The 18,559-nt window shown below is 63.4% G+C and carries 23 protein-coding genes and 4 pseudogenes; 8 read left to right on the top strand and 19 right to left on the bottom strand.

All coding sequences use genetic code 11. The annotated features are described in order from the left end of the window. Positions 1–84 precede the first annotated feature (84 nt). The 4 genes and pseudogenes from lpxB to ACFQT0_RS12790 form a co-directional block, all read right to left on the bottom strand. Entirely contained in the window at positions 85–1,071 is a 987-nt protein-coding gene (gene lpxB, locus ACFQT0_RS12805; RefSeq protein WP_380203262.1) for a lipid-A-disaccharide synthase, read from the bottom strand. Between the two features lie 261 nt (positions 1,072–1,332). Then, complete coding sequence (locus ACFQT0_RS12800) at positions 1,333–1,749, bottom strand: 6-pyruvoyl trahydropterin synthase family protein (RefSeq protein ID WP_380203260.1); 417 nt, start codon at positions 1,747–1,749, stop codon at positions 1,333–1,335. A 91-nt stretch (positions 1,750–1,840) separates the two neighbouring features. Further along, a pseudogene (locus ACFQT0_RS12795) lies at positions 1,841–2,910 on the bottom strand (FecCD family ABC transporter permease). A gap of 113 nt (positions 2,911–3,023) precedes the next feature. Next, on the bottom strand, positions 3,024–3,836 hold the full coding sequence (locus ACFQT0_RS12790; RefSeq protein ID WP_380203258.1) for an ABC transporter substrate-binding protein: 813 nt from the start codon (positions 3,834–3,836) through the stop codon (positions 3,024–3,026). 74 nt (positions 3,837–3,910) lie between these two features. Between ACFQT0_RS12790 and rfaD the strand changes: the two are divergent. The 3 genes and pseudogenes from rfaD to ACFQT0_RS12775 all read left to right on the top strand — a co-directional run bounded on the left by rfaD (position 3,911) and on the right by ACFQT0_RS12775 (position 6,417). After that, positions 3,911–4,877, top strand: a pseudogene (gene rfaD / locus ACFQT0_RS12785) (ADP-glyceromanno-heptose 6-epimerase). Between the two features lie 140 nt (positions 4,878–5,017). Then, positions 5,018–5,419, top strand: a complete 402-nt coding sequence (locus ACFQT0_RS12780; RefSeq protein ID WP_380203256.1) for an FAD/NAD(P)-binding protein — start codon at positions 5,018–5,020, stop codon at positions 5,417–5,419. Then, positions 5,383–6,417 (top strand): FAD/NAD(P)-binding protein, encoded by a 1,035-nt coding sequence (locus ACFQT0_RS12775; protein WP_380203254.1) that lies wholly within the window; start codon positions 5,383–5,385, stop codon positions 6,415–6,417. Before ACFQT0_RS12780 ends, ACFQT0_RS12775 begins: the two co-directional genes overlap by 37 nt. Here ACFQT0_RS12775 and ACFQT0_RS12770 read toward each other — a convergent pair whose 3' ends face one another. The 9 genes and pseudogenes from ACFQT0_RS12770 to ACFQT0_RS12730 all read right to left on the bottom strand — a co-directional run bounded on the left by ACFQT0_RS12770 (position 6,418) and on the right by ACFQT0_RS12730 (position 11,038). Further along, positions 6,418–6,585, bottom strand: coding sequence for a hypothetical protein (locus ACFQT0_RS12770; protein WP_380203252.1), 168 nt, complete (start codon positions 6,583–6,585; stop codon positions 6,418–6,420). Then, positions 6,570–7,217: a metallophosphoesterase family protein gene (locus tag ACFQT0_RS12765; RefSeq protein WP_380206009.1), complete on the bottom strand. Its 648-nt coding sequence runs from the start codon at positions 7,215–7,217 to the stop codon at positions 6,570–6,572. The genes ACFQT0_RS12770 and ACFQT0_RS12765 overlap by 16 nt, the downstream gene beginning before the upstream one ends. Then, complete coding sequence (locus tag ACFQT0_RS12760) at positions 7,115–7,498, bottom strand: hypothetical protein (protein ID WP_380206165.1); 384 nt, start codon at positions 7,496–7,498, stop codon at positions 7,115–7,117. The genes ACFQT0_RS12765 and ACFQT0_RS12760 overlap by 103 nt, the downstream gene beginning before the upstream one ends. A 206-nt stretch (positions 7,499–7,704) precedes the next feature. Beyond that, entirely contained in the window at positions 7,705–7,842 is a 138-nt protein-coding gene (locus ACFQT0_RS12755) for a hypothetical protein (RefSeq protein WP_380203250.1), read from the bottom strand. Further along, positions 7,842–7,988, bottom strand: coding sequence for a hypothetical protein (locus tag ACFQT0_RS12750; RefSeq protein WP_380203248.1), 147 nt, complete (start codon positions 7,986–7,988; stop codon positions 7,842–7,844). Before ACFQT0_RS12750 ends, ACFQT0_RS12755 begins: the two co-directional genes overlap by 1 nt. A 146-nt stretch (positions 7,989–8,134) precedes the next feature. Then, positions 8,135–9,091, bottom strand: a complete 957-nt coding sequence (locus tag ACFQT0_RS12745) for a zinc-binding dehydrogenase (protein ID WP_380203246.1) — start codon at positions 9,089–9,091, stop codon at positions 8,135–8,137. Between the two features lie 169 nt (positions 9,092–9,260). Then, a pseudogene (locus ACFQT0_RS12740) lies at positions 9,261–9,799 on the bottom strand (rhomboid family intramembrane serine protease). Between the two features lie 180 nt (positions 9,800–9,979). Then, positions 9,980–10,132 (bottom strand): hypothetical protein, encoded by a 153-nt coding sequence (locus ACFQT0_RS12735; protein ID WP_380203245.1) that lies wholly within the window; start codon positions 10,130–10,132, stop codon positions 9,980–9,982. 69 nt (positions 10,133–10,201) lie between these two features. Further along, positions 10,202–11,038 carry a hypothetical protein gene (locus tag ACFQT0_RS12730; RefSeq protein ID WP_380203243.1) on the bottom strand — a complete coding sequence of 279 codons (837 nt, stop codon included), beginning with the start codon at positions 11,036–11,038 and terminating at the stop codon, positions 10,202–10,204. A gap of 293 nt (positions 11,039–11,331) precedes the next feature. Here ACFQT0_RS12730 and ACFQT0_RS12725 point away from each other — a divergent pair, with 293 nt between their 5' ends. The 5 genes and pseudogenes from ACFQT0_RS12725 to ACFQT0_RS12705 all read left to right on the top strand — a co-directional run bounded on the left by ACFQT0_RS12725 (position 11,332) and on the right by ACFQT0_RS12705 (position 15,541). Continuing rightward, positions 11,332–11,469 (top strand): hypothetical protein, encoded by a 138-nt coding sequence (locus tag ACFQT0_RS12725; RefSeq protein ID WP_380203241.1) that lies wholly within the window; start codon positions 11,332–11,334, stop codon positions 11,467–11,469. A gap of 333 nt (positions 11,470–11,802) precedes the next feature. After that, positions 11,803–13,498: pseudogene (locus ACFQT0_RS12720) on the top strand (glycoside hydrolase family 10 protein). A gap of 564 nt (positions 13,499–14,062) precedes the next feature. After that, positions 14,063–14,497 (top strand): trehalase family glycosidase, encoded by a 435-nt coding sequence (locus ACFQT0_RS12715; RefSeq protein WP_380203239.1) that lies wholly within the window; start codon positions 14,063–14,065, stop codon positions 14,495–14,497. After that, positions 14,464–15,207, top strand: coding sequence for a trehalase family glycosidase (locus tag ACFQT0_RS12710; RefSeq protein ID WP_380203237.1), 744 nt, complete (start codon positions 14,464–14,466; stop codon positions 15,205–15,207). Before ACFQT0_RS12715 ends, ACFQT0_RS12710 begins: the two co-directional genes overlap by 34 nt. Further along, positions 15,113–15,541: a trehalase family glycosidase gene (locus tag ACFQT0_RS12705; RefSeq protein ID WP_380203235.1), complete on the top strand. Its 429-nt coding sequence runs from the start codon at positions 15,113–15,115 to the stop codon at positions 15,539–15,541. The genes ACFQT0_RS12710 and ACFQT0_RS12705 overlap by 95 nt, the downstream gene beginning before the upstream one ends. 272 nt (positions 15,542–15,813) lie before the next feature. Here the strand turns inward: ACFQT0_RS12705 and ACFQT0_RS12700 are convergent, their stop codons facing one another. The 6 genes from ACFQT0_RS12700 to ACFQT0_RS12675 form a co-directional block, all read right to left on the bottom strand. Next, complete coding sequence (locus ACFQT0_RS12700; RefSeq protein ID WP_380203233.1) at positions 15,814–16,362, bottom strand: hypothetical protein; 549 nt, start codon at positions 16,360–16,362, stop codon at positions 15,814–15,816. Further along, on the bottom strand, positions 16,320–16,904 hold the full coding sequence (locus ACFQT0_RS12695; RefSeq protein WP_380203231.1) for a hypothetical protein: 585 nt from the start codon (positions 16,902–16,904) through the stop codon (positions 16,320–16,322). The genes ACFQT0_RS12700 and ACFQT0_RS12695 overlap by 43 nt, the downstream gene beginning before the upstream one ends. Beyond that, the gene (locus tag ACFQT0_RS12690) at positions 16,894–17,076 is read right to left on the bottom strand and encodes a hypothetical protein (protein ID WP_380203229.1); all 183 of its coding nucleotides are present in this window, start codon (positions 17,074–17,076) and stop codon (positions 16,894–16,896) included. The genes ACFQT0_RS12695 and ACFQT0_RS12690 overlap by 11 nt, the downstream gene beginning before the upstream one ends. Before the next feature lie 68 nt (positions 17,077–17,144). Further along, on the bottom strand, positions 17,145–17,585 hold the full coding sequence (locus ACFQT0_RS12685; RefSeq protein WP_380203227.1) for a SusD/RagB family nutrient-binding outer membrane lipoprotein: 441 nt from the start codon (positions 17,583–17,585) through the stop codon (positions 17,145–17,147). Next, positions 17,569–18,381 (bottom strand): SusD/RagB family nutrient-binding outer membrane lipoprotein, encoded by an 813-nt coding sequence (locus ACFQT0_RS12680; RefSeq protein ID WP_380203225.1) that lies wholly within the window; start codon positions 18,379–18,381, stop codon positions 17,569–17,571. Before ACFQT0_RS12680 ends, ACFQT0_RS12685 begins: the two co-directional genes overlap by 17 nt. Continuing rightward, entirely contained in the window at positions 18,378–18,533 is a 156-nt protein-coding gene (locus ACFQT0_RS12675; protein ID WP_380203223.1) for a hypothetical protein, read from the bottom strand. The genes ACFQT0_RS12680 and ACFQT0_RS12675 overlap by 4 nt, the downstream gene beginning before the upstream one ends. Positions 18,534–18,559: the final 26 nt, after the last annotated feature.

The following is an 18,559-nucleotide window of genomic DNA, read 5'->3' as shown; positions in this document are numbered from 1 at the left end:
ATGCTCGGCACCAGAGTTTCAGGAATTGTAGGTCATCCGCCGTGTTACGGCCCAAAGTGGCCGGGCAACAGGAGGCGGTGGTTGTTAGCTCGACGGAACCGGGGCGGCCTTTAAGTACTTCACCATCAGCTCGGCCGTTTTTTTGGCTGCTTGCTGCTGGCCCAGCTTTTCGCGCAGCTCCGAATAGCCGGCTTTGATGCGGGCCATGTAGTCGGTGTCGGTCAGCATGAGCCGGAGCTCGTCGAGCAGATTACGGGCATTGAAACCACTCTGTATCAACTCCTTCACGACGGCGCGGCCGGCAATCAGGTTCACCAGGGAAATGTAGGGCACCTTGATGACCATTTTGCCAATGGCGTAGCTCAGGCTGCTGGTGCGGTAGCACACTATCTGGGGCACGCCAAACAGGGCCGTTTCGAGCGTGGCCGTGCCGCTGGTGACCAGGGCCGCTTTGGCGTGGCTCAATAAGTCGAAGGTTTGCTCAAACAGGAACTTGATGCCGTTGCGCTCGAAGTGGCGGTAGTAGTTGGGGTCCAGGTTGCTCACGCCGGCTACCACAAACTGGTACTCCTGAAAGCCCGGCAAAATGGCAATCATCTCGTGCAGCATTTCCTCGATTTCCTGCTTGCGCGAGCCCGGCAGCACGGCAATAATGGGCTTATTAGGGTCGAGGCGGTTGCGGTCGTAAAAGTCGGGCGAAGGCTCGAACTCGGCCACCGCATCGGCCGTGGGGTTACCGGTGTAATCGACGTTGTACCCGAATTTCTGGTAGAACTCTTCCTCAAAAGGCAGGATGACAAACATCTTGTCGACCCGCGCCTTCACCTTCTCCACGCGGCCCTGGTTCCAGGCCCAGATTTTGGGCGAGATGTAGTAAAACACTTTGATGCCGTGGTCTTTGGCCACTTTGGCCATGCGCAGGTTGAAGCCCGCGTAGTCCACCAGAATCAGGACGTCGGGCTTGAAGGCCAGCAAATCGGCCTGGCACTGCTTCAGGTACCCGCGGAACTTGAGCACGCTGGTAGCCGCCTCCACAAAGCCCATGATGGCCAGGTCCTGGTAGTGGCGCACCAGGCTCGCCGCCCACGGCCTGCATCTGGTCGCCGCCCCAGAACCGGAATTGCGCGGCATCGTCCTGCCCGCGCAACTCGCGCATGAGGTGGGCAGCGTGAAAATCACCCGAACGTTCGCCGGCAATGAGATAATATTTCACTTTGGAAGTGTTGAATGTTGAATGTTAAGTTTTGAATTGGGGGTTAGTTTTCAGATGTTGCTGCTTCCGGACGAAACTGCCGCTTCCACTCAACATTCAACCCTCAAATTTTAAAACTTCTAGCCGCCGTAGTACTCTACGAAGTTGCGCGGCGTTTCGTAGAGTTTCACGCAGTGCAATTGGGCATCGGTGATGGCCGGTAATTCGCGCTCCAGAATCTGCCAGAACGCAATGACCAGGTTTTCGGTGCTGGCCATCTGGCCGGCCATGAAGGGCACGTCGAGGTTGAGGTTTTTGTGGTCGACCTGCTCGGTAATGTGCACGCGCAGCAGGTCGGAAAGGGCCTTGAGGTCCACTACAAAGCCGGTTTCGGGGTCGGGCGTGCCCTTCACGGTCACGATGAGGTCGTAATTGTGGCCGTGCCAGTTGGTGTTGGCGCAGGGCCCGAAGACCTCGCGGTTGCGCTCGTCGCTCCACTTGGGGTTGTGCAGCTTATGGGCGGCGTTAAAATGTTCCTGACGGCTAACGTAAATCATGTTTCTAGTTGCTTGTTACTGGTTTCTGGTTACTCGTTCTGAAAATGGAACGCCCCAACGGAGCTTTCAACCAGAAACCAGCAACGAGAGACTAGAAACTCTTTTTCCGCAGCAAATATACGAAGAAGGGTACCCCAAACAGGGCCGTGACCAAGCCTACCGGCAGCCCGGCGGGCGGGTAGAGCAGGCGCGCGAGCAGGTCGCAGGCCAGCAAAAGCACCCGCCCAGCAGCGCGCACCCCAGCAGATTGTAGCGCCCCGTGGTGCCGAGCAGCCCCCGCGTGAGGTGCGGCACCAGCAAGCCCACAAAGCCCACCGGCCCGCACAGCGCCACCACCCCGCCCGTGAGGCCTGCCGCCAGCAGCACCAGCAGCCAACGCCGCTGCGCCACCGGCAAACCCAGCGCCGCCGCCCGCTCTTCGCCCAGCAGCATTAGGTTGAGGTCTTTTTGCAAAAACGCCAGCACGAAGAGGCTGAGCCCCAAGGCTACCGCCGGGTACGGCAGCACGCTCCAGCCCGCCCGCTCGAAGCTGCCAAATGCCCAGAACACCACGCTGCGCAAGCTGCCTTCGGGCGAGGCTAAGAAGGTGAGCAGGCTGCCAATGGCTGCGGCCAGGGCGCCTACTGCTACGCCGGCCAGCAGCAGCGGCGCCGGCAGTATCCGGCCCTTCTGCGTGCCCAGGGCCACCACCAGCAGCGTGGCCCCGAAAGCGCCTAGCAGGGCCGCTACCGGCGGCAAGTACACGCCCGCCACCGTGAGCGACGGCACCAGCACGTAGCTGGCAATGGCCCCCAGCGAAGCGCCAGACGCCGTACCCAGCAGGTAAGGGTCGGCCAGCGGGTTGGTTACCAGCGTCTGGAGCAGGTAGCCGCTCACGGCTAGGCTGGCGCCGGCCAGCAGCGCCAGAATGATGCGCGGCAGGCGCAGCTGCACGAGCACAAGTTGAGCCGGGTCGCTGGGGTCGTAGTGTAAGAATGTGTTCAGAATGAAGCTGTACGACGTGGCATAGCTGCCCACACGCAGGCCCAGCACCACCAGTGCCAGCAGCAGTACCAGGCCCACGGCCAACCACAACAACGGGCGATTCTTCAGGGAAGAATGAGTCTTCAATGAAGAATGAGGAGTGAGGAAAAAGGAATTATTTGAACGCGAATTCTTCATTCTTCACTCCTCATTCTTCATTGAAGACTCACTCCTCGAAGACTCACTCCTCATTAATAACAGCTTTTTCAGCTCCTGCACCGATTCAACCACCCGGGGGCCGGGGCGCTCCATCAAGTTGCCCGTGATGGGATACACACGGCGGGTTTGGTAGGCCCGGATGCGGCGCAGCTCGGGGTAGTTCCGGAAAAAGGTGCTGTCGAGCTTCTCGAAGCTGCCGCCGAGTAGCACGTCGGGGTTAAGCTTGAGGATGTACTCCCGGGTGAGGGCCGGGTAAGGCTGCGGGAAGGCTTCGGTAACGGCGTTTTGCCCCCGGCGAGGCGGATTTCGTCGGTAAAGAGCGTGTTCTGGCCGTAGCAGTAAATGGGGTCCTGCCAGGTAATGGCCAGCACTTTGGGTGCCATACCGCGCCGGGAAGCGTCATCCGCAAGGGTCTTCAGCTCCCGGCGGAGCGAATCGGCGAGGTGTTGGGCCTGCGGCTGGCGGCTCAGCAGCGAGCCCAGCTTTTCAATTCCAGCAAAAACGTCTTCGACCCGGCGGTAGCGCTGGTAGTACACCGGAATGCCCAACTCCTGCAGGCGTTGGGCATCGTCGATGGACGTAATGCCTTCGATGGTAAAAACGACGTCGGGACGCAGCAGCACCAGTTTTTCCAGGTCGAGCGGGAAGTTGTTGACGACCGGCTTTTGACGAACGGCGGCGGGGTAGTCGTCCTGCGGCACGCGGGCCACGATGGTGGCGGTATCGGCCACAGCGTACAGCATCTCGGTCATGCTGGGGGCCAGGGCCAGCACGCGGCGCGGGACCGCGGGCAGCGTGAGGGTGCGGCCCAGGTCGTCCTTCACCACCACGGTAGCCGCCTGGCGGGCCTCGGGCTGGCAGCCCGCCAGCCCGGCAACGAAAAACAGCAGAAACCGGTAACGCATGGGGCAAAGGTAGGCCCGATGGCCTACGGCCAAGCCCAACGGTTTACCTTTGCCCCGTCCCAAACCTGCCTTGTATGATAGTAGTTACCGGCGCAGCCGGCTTCATTGCCAGCTGCCTTGTCTCCCGCCTCAATGCCTCCAATTTCAACGACGTGGTCGTGGTTGATAATTTTTCGGTAGAAAAAGCTGCCCAACATCCGGGGCAAAAAGCTGCGCGAGTACGTGGACCGGGAAACGTTTTTTGAGTGGCTCGATGCCAACCATGAGCAGGTGGAGTTCGTGTTTCACCTCGGCGCCCGCACCGACACCACCGAGATGGACCCGGCCGTGTTCGACCTGCTCAACCTGAACTACTCCAAGCAGATGTGGCAGGCCTGCTGCAAGTACCAGTTGCCGCTGGTGTACGCCTCCTCGGCCGCTACCTACGGCGACGGCATCCTGGGCTACACCGACACCGACGAGGCCTTGTTCCCGCTCTACCGCCCGCTCAACCCCTACGGCGACTCGAAAAACGACTTCGACAACTGGGCCTTGCAGCAGCCCGAAAAGCCCTACTTCTGGGCCGGGCTCAAGTTTTTCAACGTGTACGGGCCCAATGAGTACCACAAGGGCCGCATGGCCTCGGTGATAATGCACGCCTTCAATCAGATACAGCAGACGGGCTCGATGATGCTGTTCAAATCGCACAACCCGGACTACACCGACGGCGGGCAGATGCGCGACTTCGTGTATGTGAAAGACGTGGTGGAAGTGTGCTACTTCCTGCTGCACCACCGCAAAGATTCGGGCATTTACAACCTCGGCAGTGGCCAGGCCCGCACGTTCCTGGATTTGGCCCTGAACACGTTTCAGGCCCTGGGGCGCACGGCCGATATCCAGTTTAAGGATACGCCCGAGGACATTCGCGACAAGTACCAGTACTTCACCGAGGCTGATATGAGCAAGCTCAAGGGCATTGGCTACGACAAGCCGTTCACGCAGTTGGAAGACGGCATTGCCGATTACGTGCAGAACTACCTGGTGCCGGGGAAGTATTTGTAAACTGAAATTTTTAGCTTGCACCAACTTGGGTGGCCGCAAACTATTGGGCCAGCCCCGGGTTGCCACCCTTCTGCCGCTACTATTTCGGCGCTGAATGCGTCGGCGCATTCAGCTCTTCACCACTCTCCCGCCCTGCGCCTGTGAATCAATCCGCTGCTCCCGTTATCACCGTTGTGGGCGGCGGCTTTGCGGGCACGGCGCTGGTGCTGCAGCTGCGGCGGCAGCCTGCTCTGGCGCAGGCCGAGATTCACCTCATTGAGCCTCGCGCAGTGCCCGGCCCCGGCCTGGCGTACACCGCCCGGCGGCCCGAGTACCTGCTCAACGTGCGCCCCGGCGCCCTGAGCCTTTACCCCGAGCAGCCCCAGCACTTTGCCGCCTGGCTGCAGCAACAGCCCGAAAGCGCGGCCGGCGTGCCGGAATTTGCGTCGCGCTCCGCTTATGGCCGCTACTTACACGAGGAGTTGGCCCAGGTTCTGCAGCCCTCGGCAAGCCAGCTTGGGGTAGTGTGGCACGCCACGCGGGCCGTGGCCGCCCCCTCCTGACGGAAGGCGGCCGGGCCGTACAGCTGGCCGATGGCACCGTCATCAAAAGCGACTATGTGGTGCTGGCCCTGGGCAATTTTTCGCCCCCGCCGCCGGCCGGCCCCGACCTGGCTTACCTCACGCATCCCGGCTACCACGCCGACCCCTGGGTGGCCGGCAACCTCCGCCGCATCGGCCCCGACGAAGACGTGCTGCTCATCGGCTCGGGACTGACTTCCGTTGATGTGCTGCTTGCCCTGCGCCAGGACGGCCACCGCGCGCCCATCACGGTGGTGGCCCGCCACGGCCGCTGGCCCGCCGCGCACGGGCCCATATCGGAACCTTACCCCAACTTTTACCCCGAGCCTGGCCCACGAAACCACCGTAACGGGCGTAGTTGCCGTGGTGAAGCGGCACCTGCGCGCCGCCACGGCCCAAGGCGCCGACTGGCGGCCGGTGCTCGACTCCCTGCGACCCGACCTGGGCCGCATCTGGGCGGCCTGGCCGCTGGCGGAGCAGCGCCGATTTCTGCAGCACCTGGCCAGCCTCTGGGCCGTGGCCCGGCACCGCAGCCCCCGCAAAACGCGGAGGCCATCGAGGCGCTTACCGCGGCCGGCATGGTGAAGATGCAGGTGGGCACGGTGCGCGAAATCCTGCCCGAAGGGGAAAAGCTGCGGGTACGCGTGCGGCCCCACGGCACCGCAGGCTGCTGGCACACCGCGCACCACGTGGTGTGCTGCGCCGGCCCGCTCCTGGACTACGGCCGCATTGCCGACCCGCTGGTGGTGAGCTTGCGCGAAGCCGGGGACCTCACACCCGACTCGCTGGGCCTGGGCCTGCTCACCGACGAGCAAGGCGCCCTACGCCGCCGCAGTGGCACCCTGGCCCCGGCGCTGTTCACACTGGGCCCGAGCCGGCGCCCGGCGTATTTTGAATCGACTGCCGTGCCCGAGCTGCGCCAACAGGCCGCTGCCCTGGCCGTCGAGCCTGGCCCGGCTGGCTGGCCTATCACCGGCTGACTAAAGCACCACGGTGCGAAATACGGGCGCATACCGCCCGGCGCGCAGCTGCAGGAAGTAGGGCCCGGGAACCAGGCCGCCCCGCTCCCACCGCACTTCGTGATGCCCGGCGCGCAACGGGCCATCGAGCAGGCGGCCTACTTCGCGGCCGGCTACGTCCAGCACCACCAGCCTGCACGGCCATGCGGCGGGGCACCGAGAATGCCACGCGCGCTGTTTCGAGCACGGGGGTTGGGTACACGCCGTACAGCATGGGCAGCGGGCTCAGGCCCTTGCGCAGCGTGTAGGCGTCGACGAGCCTGGCCGGTGCGGGCGTAGAAGCGCAGGCTGAGGCTGTCGGCGCCAGCTTCTAGTAATTGGGCTCCGTAATCGGCGTTGTACCGGAACTTGCTACCGGCAATGGGGGCGATGCTCATGTTATACTGGCTGCGGCCGCCCAGGCCGTTGACGCAGTACACCAAATCGCCGCGCACCAGCCGCTCGTAATGGTGGTCGTGCCCGGCCAGGACCAGCGAGGCGCCCCAGTCCTGGAACGGCCAGCGCAGCAACAAGGTGCTGCCGTGCTCGCCCGACGAATACGGCGCATGATGGAAGTAGACCACTTTCCAGGGCTCCGGAGCCGCCGCCAGCCGCTCGCGCAGCCACTGTGCCTGGCGCGACAACACGGTAATACCGTCGGGCTCGGAGGGGTGGCTGTTCAACACAAAGAAGTGCACCTGGCCGCGCGCAAAGTCGTAGTACCGCTCGTTGCCAGGCAGGTCGAAATAATCGAAGTAGGCCCGCGCGCTGTCCGTGGCCAGGTCGTGATTGCCGAGGGACGGAAAAAGCGGTTTTCGGCCGCGCCCGGGCCATAGCTGCCGCGGTAGGAGCCAATAAACTCGTGGTAGTACTGCCCGATGTTGGCGTCGATGGTGCGGGCCTCGCCGGCGTCGTAGTTGTTGTCGCCGAGGGTGATGATGAACTCCGGTTTCCAGCTTTTCACTAATTGAGCCACGTCGCGCTCGGCCGGGCTGGCATAGCCGTAGTCGCCAATGGCTGCGAACCGCTGCGCTGCCGCCGGCTGCCAAACCAAGGTGCCCACCAGAAAGCAGCAAAGAATTAGACGGGATAGAAAATCACTCATACAAGCGGAGACAAACGGCCTGCTAAACACTATCACGGCGGTATCAGTGCCTGTTTTCAGCTCAATAACTCAAAAGCGGCGACAGCAGGCTACAGGTAGCTACGCAAAAGCCGCCCTTTGTGGGGGCGGCTTGCCTTACGAAGATTAAAGTGAAAGCTGACTGCTTAAGCGGCCATCGATGGGTACAGCGGCAGCACGGGCGCGTCGGCGCCGGTGAGCGGGAACGAATGGCTGATGTCGGACAGGCGGGCCGGGGGTGAGACGGGCTTGGTTCCGTCGGCGTGGCGGCGCAGGGCGCGCATCAGCAGGTACTTGTATTTCTCAGCGTCGGCCAGGCTTGCTCAATGGCATGCACGGCGTCGGAATAGGCTACCACGGGCTGCAATTCACGGCGCGGACGGCGGGCTTCGAACACATGGGCTTCGAGGTAATTGGCAGCAGACTTCATGGCAAAAAATTTAGCTGAATTAGGGAGTATTTCGTCGTGCTTTATTAACCCCAAAACCTTCATTTTCATTCCTTCTACCGCATATTATACTGCAGTTTCAGGCAATAAAAATTAGGCAGAATTCAGCTCAATTTCAAGCACCTGGCTCAAACGATTTTCAGCACCACCTTCCCGAATTGGGCACCGGCTTCGAGGCGGCGCAACGCGGCCTCACCCTGGGCCAACGGGAAGACTTCGTCCACCACGGGCACAATGCCTTTTTCGGTGACGAGCTGCAGCATTTCCTCGAAGTCCTGCTCGGTGCCCATGGTGGAGCCCAGGATACTGAGCTGCTTCCAGAACACCTTGGCGGGCGGCAGCTGCGGAATGGCGCCCAGCGTGCCGCCGTAGAACACGATGCGGCCCCCGGGGGCTGCCGCGTCGAGCAACGAATTAAAAGCGTCACCGGCCGCGCTGTCGATGATGACGTCGAACGGGCCGCCGGCTTGCTGCACGAGGGTTTTCACCCAGTTTTCGGCGTTGTAGCTGATGCCGCCTTTGGCGCCCAGGGCCTGGGCCCGGGCCAGTTTTTCCTCCGAGCTGGACGTCACCCACACCTCGGCCCCGCGGGCGGCGCAGAACTGGGCCGCCAGCAGCGCCACGCCCCCGCCCACCCCGGTTACCAAGACCCGTTCGCCGGCCTGCACCTGCGCCCGCGTGAAAGCAGCGCGGTACGCCGTGAGGCCCGCCAGCGGCAGGGCCGCGCCCTGCTCAAAGCTAAGGTGGGCTGGCATAGGCCGGATGTAGCGGGCCGGCAGCGTGATGTACTCGGCAAAGGTGCCGGGGTCGGGCATGCCGAGTACCACAAAGTCTTTGGCCTGGGCGCGGGGGTTGTTGCCCCAGCGCAGGCCCGGGTTAATGAGAACGCGCGTGCCCACGGCGGGGGCCTCGGCGGGCACGTTTTCGCCGTGCGCGGCTATTTCGCCCGCGCCGTCGGCCCCCAGCGTGCAGGGCAGGCGCAGGCCGGCGTACTGGCCCTTCTGAATCCAGACGTCGCGGTGGTTGAGGGCGGCGGCGTGCAGCTTCACCAGGATTTCGCCGGCGGCGGGCGTGGGCGTGGGCACCTCGCGAACGGCCGCGGGCTGGTGGATGGCGTCGAGCCTGGAGGGCTTGCATAAAGCGGTAAGTCGTGAGTAGTTGCTTGGGAGTAATGGTAATCAATTATACCGTTGGTTGTTTGGTTGAGCTGTTGCAAGCGTGGCGGCAGGTGCTCTCGCGTGTTGGCTCAACGACCTACATCGCTACCGTTTTCTTCATGCCCAGCAGCGCCAGCGGGCCGGCTACCAGCATCCCGGTCAGCAAGCCGCCGAGGTGAGCGGCGTTGTCGATGTTGCCGGTGAGGCCCGAAATCAGGTTGCTGAGCACCAGGTAGAGCACCAGCCCCAGCATGGCGCGGCGGTCAGACTTGTCCAGCACCATTTTTTTGCTCACCAGAAGCGTCAGAAGTAAGCCGTAGAGGCCGAATATGGCGCCGCTGGCCCCCACCGAGTTGATGCCGAAGCTGTGCCACCACAGGCTGGCCAGGCCGCCGCCAATTCCGCTGGCCAGATATACCAGCACCAGGCGCAGGGCCCCACCCGGTCTTCAATCAAAAGGCCCAACAGCCAGAGCGAAAACATGTTGAGCAGCAGGTGCGAAAGCCCGGCGTGCACAAACAAGGAACTGACCAGACGCCACGGCTCGCCGTGCAAGGTGAGGCCCGACACATTGGAGCCCCACAGCACCAGCTCCCGGCCCCGGGGTTCGGAGGCAGAAATGCCGGAAAGCACCATCAGGCCAAACACCAGCAGGTTGAGGTCGAGCAGCAGCGGCGTGGCCAGAAAGCGGCGCGAGGGAATAAACAGGCCGCGGAACAGGTGGCCCACCAGGCTCGGCCCAGGTTTCTTCGGCGGCAGGCGGAGCCGCGGCGGGTGGGCTGGAATCAGGCAGCAGGCCGCGGCGCTTGAGCTCGGCTACGGCGGCGGCGCCCACGGCCGGGGGTAGCGCGCGGCATTCTGCGCCAGGTACAGCAGCTCGGCTTCGGGCTTTTGGGCGAAAAGCTGGGCGGCCAGGGCGGCCGTGGAGCCGGGCGCGGGCGTGCCGGTTTCGGGTTCGGGTGCTTGCATAAGGAAGGGAAGCGGCAAGGATGGCGCCACCCTCGCCCAACCGGCCACTTTGCCAGATGTTGGGCGGCGCTAGAGGCGCGCCTTGAGCAGCGTGGCTTTGTAAGGGCGGCCGGTGACGGGCGACCTGGGCACCAGCGCGGCCAGCCAGTCCTGCACGTCGGCCTGACGGGCGTTCAATTCTTTGTCGTTGATGAACTGGCGGTTCGCCAGCTTGGCCGGCAGCTGGTCGAGGATGTGCTGCTGGCTGCTGGCGGCATTGGCCATGCGCTCGAAGTGCTCCTTCATCACCGGGCCAAATTTGTAGGAGTACACCGCGGCCTGGTTCCAGCCCCGCCACGTTTGGCGCACCAGCAGGGCCTGGTCGACAAACATGGGCCCCGCCTTGCCGGCCTGCGCCTGGCTGGTGAGGTGCTCGGTTTGGGTTTCGGCCGTCCAAAACCGCTTCAGCAGCTCCCGGTACTGGCGCAGGTGCTGGGCATCGGTTTTTTCGGCGGCGGGCACCCTGCTCGGCTGCTGGGCCACGGCGCTGGCGACGGCTCCGTCGAAGTTGGGAATGGCATTGGTGGGCACTTCCGTGAGCTGCGGCGGGCCTTGGTGGCGCCGCCGGGCTTCGTTGCGGGCCTGCACCTCGGCTTTCTGGGCGTCGCTGTGCTGCTGCAGCCAGTAAATCCCGCTCACCAGCACCACCATCCCCAAACTCAGCCCAACGGCCTTGCCCCAGGCCCGGGGCGGTGGGGCGGCCTCGGCCGGGGCGGGCACGGGGGCAGCCACCGCCACCCCGCGGCGACGGAGCTCGCGCTGAGACGCTTCCACCAGACTGGGATGGTAAAGGGCCGGCTGCTGGACGATAAACTGCAGCTGCTCGTCGGTTTTTTGGTGGTAGAAGTCGCTAACGGAGTCAGACACGGCTGTAAACAAAGGCTGGTGAAGGAAAGGAAGCAGCAAGATGGCGAACGCCGGCCAATCGGCAAGCCCCAACCGTTGGGCCCGGCGGCCGTAAACCCTGCTACCGGGGCCGCAGCCGTGCCTCGGCTCCATTTTTATTTCCCATCCGCCATGCCCCGCCCCGAACAAAACCCCACCGACCCCCGCCCCGACCTCGCCAGCACGAGCACCGGCGGCGAAACCCCTCCCAAGACACTGACCGCGACCAGAACGCCACCGGCAACCCCGAAGCCGGCACCGCCGCCGACGGCGCCATGCCCACCGAAAGCACCCAGCAAAACATGGGCGACGGCGCGGGCATCCGCGGCGAATACGGCACCGCCAGCCAGACCAACGGCATGGAAGGCGGCGACGACCAGCCCCTGACCGATACCGAGCTGACCGGCTCGTAGGAAATCCATCCCTGGCGCTCCACAGCCCAACTTAAAAAAGCCCGAAGCCAAAATAGCTTCGGGCTTTTTTCGTTCAGCGCCCAGCCGCGCCCCCGCCCGGCCGGGCCCAATTGGCCGTCTGCCCCACAGATTTCCCATTGGCGCTACTGTTGTGCTCCGTAATTTGCAGCACTTATCTGTATTGTTATTCTTATTAATGCGTCCTCCATCCGCCGCTAGCCGATTCCTTTTTTCTTTTTGCTACTGGCCTGGCCCGGCCTCGTGGCGCCAACCCAGGCCCAAGCCGCGGACGAAGACGAGGTGCCCTTGCCGCCCAAGCGCGAGCTGCGCGGCATGTGGATTGCCACCGTCGAAAACATCGACTGGCCCAACCAGCGCGGGCAGTCGCCGGAGGTGTACCGCCGCAGCTACCTGCGCCTGCTCGACGCCGGCCAGCGCGCCGGGCTCAACGCCGTGTTTGTGCAAATCCGGCCCGCGTCGGATGCCTTTTACAAATCCAGTCTGGAGCCCTGGAGCAAGTGGCTCACCGGCGTGCAGGGCCAGGCCCCGGCCAACGGCGACGACCCCCTGCCCTTCCTCATCACCGAAGCCCACCGGCGCGGCATGGAGTTTCACGCCTGGTTCAATCCCTACCGCGCCACCATGGACTCGGTGACGCGCCGCCTTGCCGCCAACCACCCCTACCGCCAGCACCCGCAGTGGTTTTTGCGCTACGGCGGCCAGCCTGCTCTACAACCCCGGCCTGCCCGAAGTGCGGGCCCACATCACCCGCGTCATTCTGGACGTGGTGCGCCGCTACGACATCGACGCCGTGCACTTCGACGATTATTTCTACCCCTATCCCGAGCCCAGCAAGGTGTTTCACGACGAAGCCGCTTTCCGCGATTTCAACCCCGAGGGCTTTGAAAAGCTGGCCGACTGGCGCCGCAACAACGTGAACGTGCTTATCCGCGACCTGCACGACAGCATTCAGGTGACGAAGCGGTGGGTGAAGTTCGGCATTTCGCCCTTTGGGGTCTGGATGAACAAATCGGCCAATCCCCTGGGCTCCGATACCCGCGCCGGGCAGCCGTCTTACGCCAACCTGTACGCCGACTCGCGGCTGTGGCTCGAAAAAGGCTGGATTGACTACATCGTGCCGCAGCTGTACTGGAGCACCAATTTCAAGCTCGTGCCCTACCCCATTCTGCTCGAATGGTGGACCCGCAACCACTTCGACCGGCACCTCTACATCGGCCACGGCACCTACCGGATGCTCGAAAGCACCCGCTCCGATACCACCTGGCGCAACCCGCGCGAGCTGCCCCGCCAGATTCGTCTCAACCGCTCTTATGACAACGAGGTAACCGGCAGCGTGTTCTTCTCGGCCAAATCATTACTGGCCAACCCTCTGCATACCACTGACACCCTGCGGCAGGACCTGTACCACTACCCGGCACTGGTGCCCACCATGCCCTGGAAAGACGCCACGCCACCCCTGCCCGTGGCCAATCTGGCCCTGCGCCGCCTCGGCCGCTCCGTCACGTTGAGCTGGCAGCCCGGCGCCGTGGCCTCCGATGGCGACGCGGCCACTTACTACGTGCTCTACCGCTTCGAAGCCAACGAGCGGTCGACACCCCACGACCCGCGGCGCATTCTGGCCGTGCCCCGGCCGGCGCCCGGCTTCCCCGCCGTTTACATCGACACCACTGCCGCACCCGGCCAGGCCTACGCCTACTACGTAACCGCCGTCGACCGCCTGCACAACGAGAGCCGGCCCATGCGCGTCATCACCACCGGCCAGCAAAGTGTCGAGTTGGCCGTGGGCCAGTCGCCGGCCGGCGCACCCCGCCCCGCGGGCCAGCCCACTTCGGCCACGGCCTCCACGCAGCCGGGCACGAGCACGCCGCGCATCGTCTTCCGGCCCACTATTCCGAATGAAAAACCCGAGGCTTCGGTCCCGTTTAGCAAACTAAAAATCAAGGAGAAGGCCAAAACGAAAGAAGCTCCCCGGAGGCGTGGCTTCCTGTCGCGGCTGTTTGGCAAATAAATTTCTCATAATTCTTCGGGATTTAAAAGCAAAAGGGACGCTTACCGGCTGGGGTAAGCGTCCCTTTTTGCATTGGGCGCTGAATGATTAAGGCCGTATCGACATAGGAGCTTTTGAGAAGGCAAGGCGCATTTAGAGCAGTTTCGGAGCCGTGGAGCGGCCAGGCAAGTAGCGCGGACTTGTAGTCCGCGTTTCCGGCGAAAGCTCGAACATCACTCAACGGCGCGGGGATGCGGACTACAAGTCCGCGCTACTGTACACGCAGTCTGAAACCGGTCCGGCAGCCTCTTTTCGGCTGGAATCCGTACCCCTTTTCGGGCACCGAATTTCCTTGGGGCCTGGGGTGGAGCCGAATCGGCCGCCACTGCTTCCTATCAGCTTACTGTTCATGCGTAAAAAATTATTTAACTGGCTGCTTGGGTCGCTTAGCGTATTGCCCCAGCTAGTTCATGCCCAAGTTGAAAAAGGAGAGCCCACCGTCGTTCCCAAACCGGCCGTAGCGGCGGTTCCGGCGGCAGCCAAGCCGGCCTCGCCCCGCCAGCTGTTCCTGGTCTTTTTGAGGCTGTGCAGCTGGGCCGCGTTTTCCCCGACAACAAAACCTTTGTGGATGCCGCGCCCCGGCAGCGCCCCGCCACCATTCTGGCCGCCTGGAACCGCGAGAAAAGCCAGCCTGGCTTTAAGCTCAAGGCCTTTGTGGCGGCACACTTCGTGGTGCCCACCGACAGCACCACGGCGTTCCAGAGCAACCTAAAAGCAGGCCTGCGCCGCCACCTCGACACACTCTGGACGGTGCTGGCCCGCCCCGCCGCCCCGCCCATCGACACAAATGATTCGCTGGCGGCCTACCGCTCCTTGCTGCCCTTGCCCAAGCCCTACATCGTGCCCGGCGGGCGCTTCCGCGAGGTGTATTACTGGGATTCGTACTTCACAATGCTGGGCCTGGCTGAAGCCGGCAAAAACCACTGTTGCAGTCCCTCACCGACAACTTCGCCTTCCTGATAAACCGCTACGGCTTCGTGCCCAACGGCAACCGCACCTACTACCTCACCCGCTCGCAGCCGCCGTTTTTCGCCAGCATGGTCAGGCTCCTGGCGCAGGACCAGGGCAACGGCATGCTGCTGCGCTACCGTCCGGCCCTGGAGCGTGAGTACAAATACTGGATGCTGGGCTCAGAAAAATTAGTGCCCGGCACCGCCGCCCACCGCGTGGTGCGCCTGCCCAACGGCGCCCTGCTCAACCGCTATTGGGACGAAAGCACCCAGCCCCGTGAAGAATCCTATGCCGAGGACGTGGCCGCCGCCAAGCGCAGCAAGCAGCCGGGCGCGCAGTTCTACCGCAACGTGCGGGCCGCCGCCGCCTCGGGCTGGGACTTCAGCAGCCGCTGGTTTCAGCCGGGTGGTGGCCTGGCTACCATCCAAACCACCGACCTGGTACCCGTGGACCTCAACTGCCTGCTCTACAACCTGGAGCAAACGCTGGCCGAAGCCTGCCGGGCCGCCGGGCAGCCGGCTCAGGCACGCGACTACGCTGCCAAAGCGGCCCGCCGCCAGGCAGCGCTGCTCGCCTTGAGCCTGGGACCCCAAAGTAGGCTGGTTTCAGGACTACAACTGGCGCTTGCGCCAGCGCTCGACGGTCCGCACGCTGGCCGGGGTGTATCCGCTGGCCTTCGGGCTGGCCACGCCGGCTCAGGCCAAGCGCGTCGCGACTAATCTGAAAGCTAACTTCCTCAAGCCCGGCGGCCTTGTCACGACCCTTGCCAAAACCGGCCAGCAGTGGGACGCGCCCAACGGCTGGGCGCCGCTGCAGTACCTGGCCGTGGAAGGCCTGCGCCGCTACCAGCAGCCCACCCTGGCCGATACCGTTGCCCACCGCTGGGTCCGGCTCAACCGCCGCGTATTCAACCAGACCGGCAAGCTGCTGGAGAAGTACGACGTGGTGGACCCCAACCGCCCCGCTGGCGGCGGCGAATACCCGCTGCAAGACGGCTTCGGGTGGACCAACGGCGTGCTGCTGCGCCTGATGGAATGGTATAAGATTGAGTAACCTGTCGGTTGAGCTAAGAGCGTATCCGAACAGGCAATAAAATGAAACGTCATGCTTTATCTGGCGTCCGCTTGTCGAAGCATCTTTACCGCACCAGTAAATTCTGTTGATTGGGATTACTACTGCGGTCGAGATGCTTCGACAAGCTCAGCATGACAGTCCTATTGGCATTGGCTCTAAAAGAGCTGAGCTAAAGAAAGGGAGGCTTTCCAGTTGGAAAGCCTCCCTTTCTTTAGCTCAACCGGCAGCCCAGAGCTGCCCATCAGCCCACTTTACAGCGCTTTGATGCTCAGCGTCACGGCTACGTCGGTGGCAGAGGTGCGGTTGATGCCGGTCACCTGCATGGCTACGTACTGGTCGAGGCCGCGCAGCTTGGCGATGATGACATCGCCCACCACGATGTTGTCAAGAGTCGTCACCTGGGACGCAGCGGCCGTGGCGTTGTACGTCTGGCGAATGCTGGTGAGTGTGGCCGCGTTGTACACCGCTGCGGTCGAGCGCACGAGTTTGGTGTTCGTGCTCAGGGCCTTGAACTGAACCTGATTAGTAGCGGTGCTGGTAATTGCCAGGTCCTTGCTGGTGGCGGGGTCGGCCGCGGCCACGGCTGCAAAGGTGGTCAGGTCATAGGCCGCCAGGTCGCCGCCGGTGGCGCCGGTGTAGCTGAGCGTGGCCGTGCGCACGGCGCCAAACGGCGTGGCCGCAACGGGCGTAATGGTAGCCGATGCTGTAGCTGATGCCGTGCGCGCAGGGGTGCGCACCTTGGCCTCAAAGCGCAGCGTCACGGGCTGGCCGGCGCTGCCGGTGGGCAGGGGCACATCCACGTTTTGCGTGGCTGTGCGCCGCTGGCGGCCGTTTTGATGCGCACCACCCGACGCTCGGCCGCCGTGCCTACTTTGGCATAAACCACCAGGCTGTCGAGGTCTTTGTAGAGCGTGCCGGTGGGCACGGCGGAGGTAGACGGCGGAATGGGCGCCGTGGTGATGCCCCCGGCGTTCAGGGTCACGTTGTAGCGCACGATGTCACCGGGAGCCGGCGAGCCCGCGGCGGGCACCGTCACATTGGTCGGGCCCGAGTTGATGACGATGGTGGGCGTGGCTTCGGCCAGGCGGAAGTAGAAGGTCCGCAGCTTGGTTTGGCCGTTGTTGCTGTCCACGCGGGCATCCACGCGCACCAGGGCTTTGTTGGCACCAGCGGGCACCACGTAGTTCACCATCAGCGTATCGGTGCGCTTGATGCGCGAATAGGCCGGCTTGTACGGCAGCGTTTGCACCACCATGGAGTCGCGGCTGGGCTCCACTTTCTGCAGGATAACAATCTGCTTGATGGGGTCGGTTTGCTGGGCAAACTGCAGCTCAAACGTCACTGTTTCGCCGGTAGCGTACTTGGTGGCGGGCGCGGGCAGCAGGTTCAGGAAGCCCGGGTACTGCGGCCCTTGCTCGGTGTAGTAGTCGTCCAGCTCTTTTACAGCCGGTGGCCAGCACGGCCAGGGCGAAAAGCCCGCACAGCGCGGCGCGGGCCGGTATCAATGATTTCATATGGAAAGTCGGTTAGGTGAGGGCCCGGAAGCCAGGTAAGCTAAAGCGCGGCAGGGCCGCGGGGCGCCTCAGGGCATGTCGAACCACAGCGGCTTGGTGATGTAGTCCGCATCGGTGGTGGCACCGGCTTCGGCGTAGAGGGCGGCCACGGCGTTCGGGTTCACGGTGACTTCGGTAGCACCGGGCAGCAGGCGGGGGTAGCGGCCCTGCAGCGGGCCGTTGCCGCTCGGGTAGCGCGGGTACTCGTAGTTCACGTAAATCAAGGGGTCGTAGTCCAAGCGGCGCAGGTCCGTCCAGGCCTCCGGGTTCATGAACATGGCAATGTACTTCTGCTCCATAATGGAGCGAAGCGTCACGTCGGCCGCGGTCTGGGGCACGGCGGCGCTGTTCAGGTAGGCCGTAATCTGGGCGTCGGTGATGACGGGGAACGTGACAGCGGGCGGCGAGAAGCTGCCACCAGCCGATACCTTCTTCATGTGCGCCCGAATGCCTTCACGCAGCGAAGCCAATGCCTTGGCGTTGTCCTTGGCCCGGTAAGCGGCCTCGGCCTCGATGAACTTCAGGCTCGTGGTAGGTGATGGCCTCGTAGTAGCCCAGGTCGCGGGCGTACCAGCCGCCGTACACGTCCGTCACCGTCGTGGAGCCGGGGGTCAGGTTGGTACCCGTGGGCGTCCCGGCGCCCGGCGAAGCACCCGTGCTGGTGTTGGGCACAATCACGCCAAAACGCGGGTCTACTACTCCCGCAAAGGTTGTACCGTTCAGATACTTAACAATGTTGGTCGAGAAAGCGGACGTGCCAAAGTTGTTCCGCGTGGGCCCGAAGATGTTGGTGGTGCCCGCTAGCGGCGCCGCGGCCACCTGGAACTGAATCTGGGCATCGTCGGCCGACGTCTTGAAGCCCTTGGCGCACAAGGCCAGCACGGCGTTGGGGTCGTAGCTGGCTTTCTTAATAAGGTGCTGGGCCTGGCGGGCCTTCAGCGAGTAAGCCAGACGCTCCCACTTGGCGGGGTCGCCCTTGTAGAGGATGTCGCCGCTTTCGCTGGGGTTGGTGCTGTAGAAGGGCCGGAAATTGGCGCTGGCCGGCTTGGCCATTTCCACCGCGCCTTCGTCGCACAGCTGGTTTACCACCTTATAGATGTCTTCCTGCTTGTCGTACTTCGGCGTGAAGTTGGCGCCGCCCTGGTAGGCTTCCGAATACGGAATGTTGCCCAGCATGTCGGTGGCGTGGGCCAGAATCATGGCCTGCATGATTTTGCCGGCGCCCACGTAGTAGGGCGAGCCCTCTTCCTGGGCCGTCTTTATCATGCCCGGGATGTTGCCCCCGGCCTGGTAGTAGAGTAGTTGAAGGTGTTGGTGCTGTTGCCGTTGGTGAGGTAGTACTGGTCGTTGCCGAGGTTGTTGGCCGTGCGGCTCACCACGTACTGCGCCAGAAAAGGCGTGCGCAGCGCCGTAAACATCTGCGTTTGAATGCCGTTGGAAATGA

This window comes from Hymenobacter humi, assembly GCF_042665855.1.
Taxonomy (GTDB): Bacteria; Bacteroidota; Bacteroidia; order Cytophagales; family Hymenobacteraceae; genus Hymenobacter; species Hymenobacter humi.
The sequence above is the reverse complement of the archived record's forward strand: the minus strand, read 5'-3'. Positions and strand labels throughout refer to the sequence as shown.

Excerpts from the sequence above, each read along its gene's own strand:
- ACFQT0_RS12755 (WP_380203250.1), bottom strand. The coding sequence starts at position 7,842 with ATGCGCGCCCTGCGCCGCCACGCCGACGGAACCAAGCCCGTCTCACCC.
- ACFQT0_RS12800 (WP_380203260.1), bottom strand. The coding sequence starts at position 1,749 with ATGATTTACGTTAGCCGTCAGGAACATTTTAACGCCGCCCATAAGCTG.
- ACFQT0_RS12725 (WP_380203241.1), top strand. The coding sequence starts at position 11,332 with ATGCCCACCGAAAGCACCCAGCAAAACATGGGCGACGGCGCGGGCATC.
- ACFQT0_RS12690 (WP_380203229.1), bottom strand. The coding sequence starts at position 17,076 with ATGAAATCATTGATACCGGCCCGCGCCGCGCTGTGCGGGCTTTTCGCC.
- ACFQT0_RS12675 (WP_380203223.1), bottom strand. The coding sequence starts at position 18,533 with ATGTTTACGGCGCTGCGCACGCCTTTTCTGGCGCAGTACGTGGTGAGC.
- ACFQT0_RS12680 (WP_380203225.1), bottom strand. The coding sequence starts at position 18,381 with ATGATAAAGACGGCCCAGGAAGAGGGCTCGCCCTACTACGTGGGCGCC.
- ACFQT0_RS12750 (WP_380203248.1), bottom strand. The coding sequence starts at position 7,988 with ATGAAGTCTGCTGCCAATTACCTCGAAGCCCATGTGTTCGAAGCCCGC.
- ACFQT0_RS12735 (WP_380203245.1), bottom strand. The coding sequence starts at position 10,132 with ATGCAAGCACCCGAACCCGAAACCGGCACGCCCGCGCCCGGCTCCACG.
- ACFQT0_RS12790 (WP_380203258.1), bottom strand. The coding sequence starts at position 3,836 with ATGCGTTACCGGTTTCTGCTGTTTTTCGTTGCCGGGCTGGCGGGCTGC.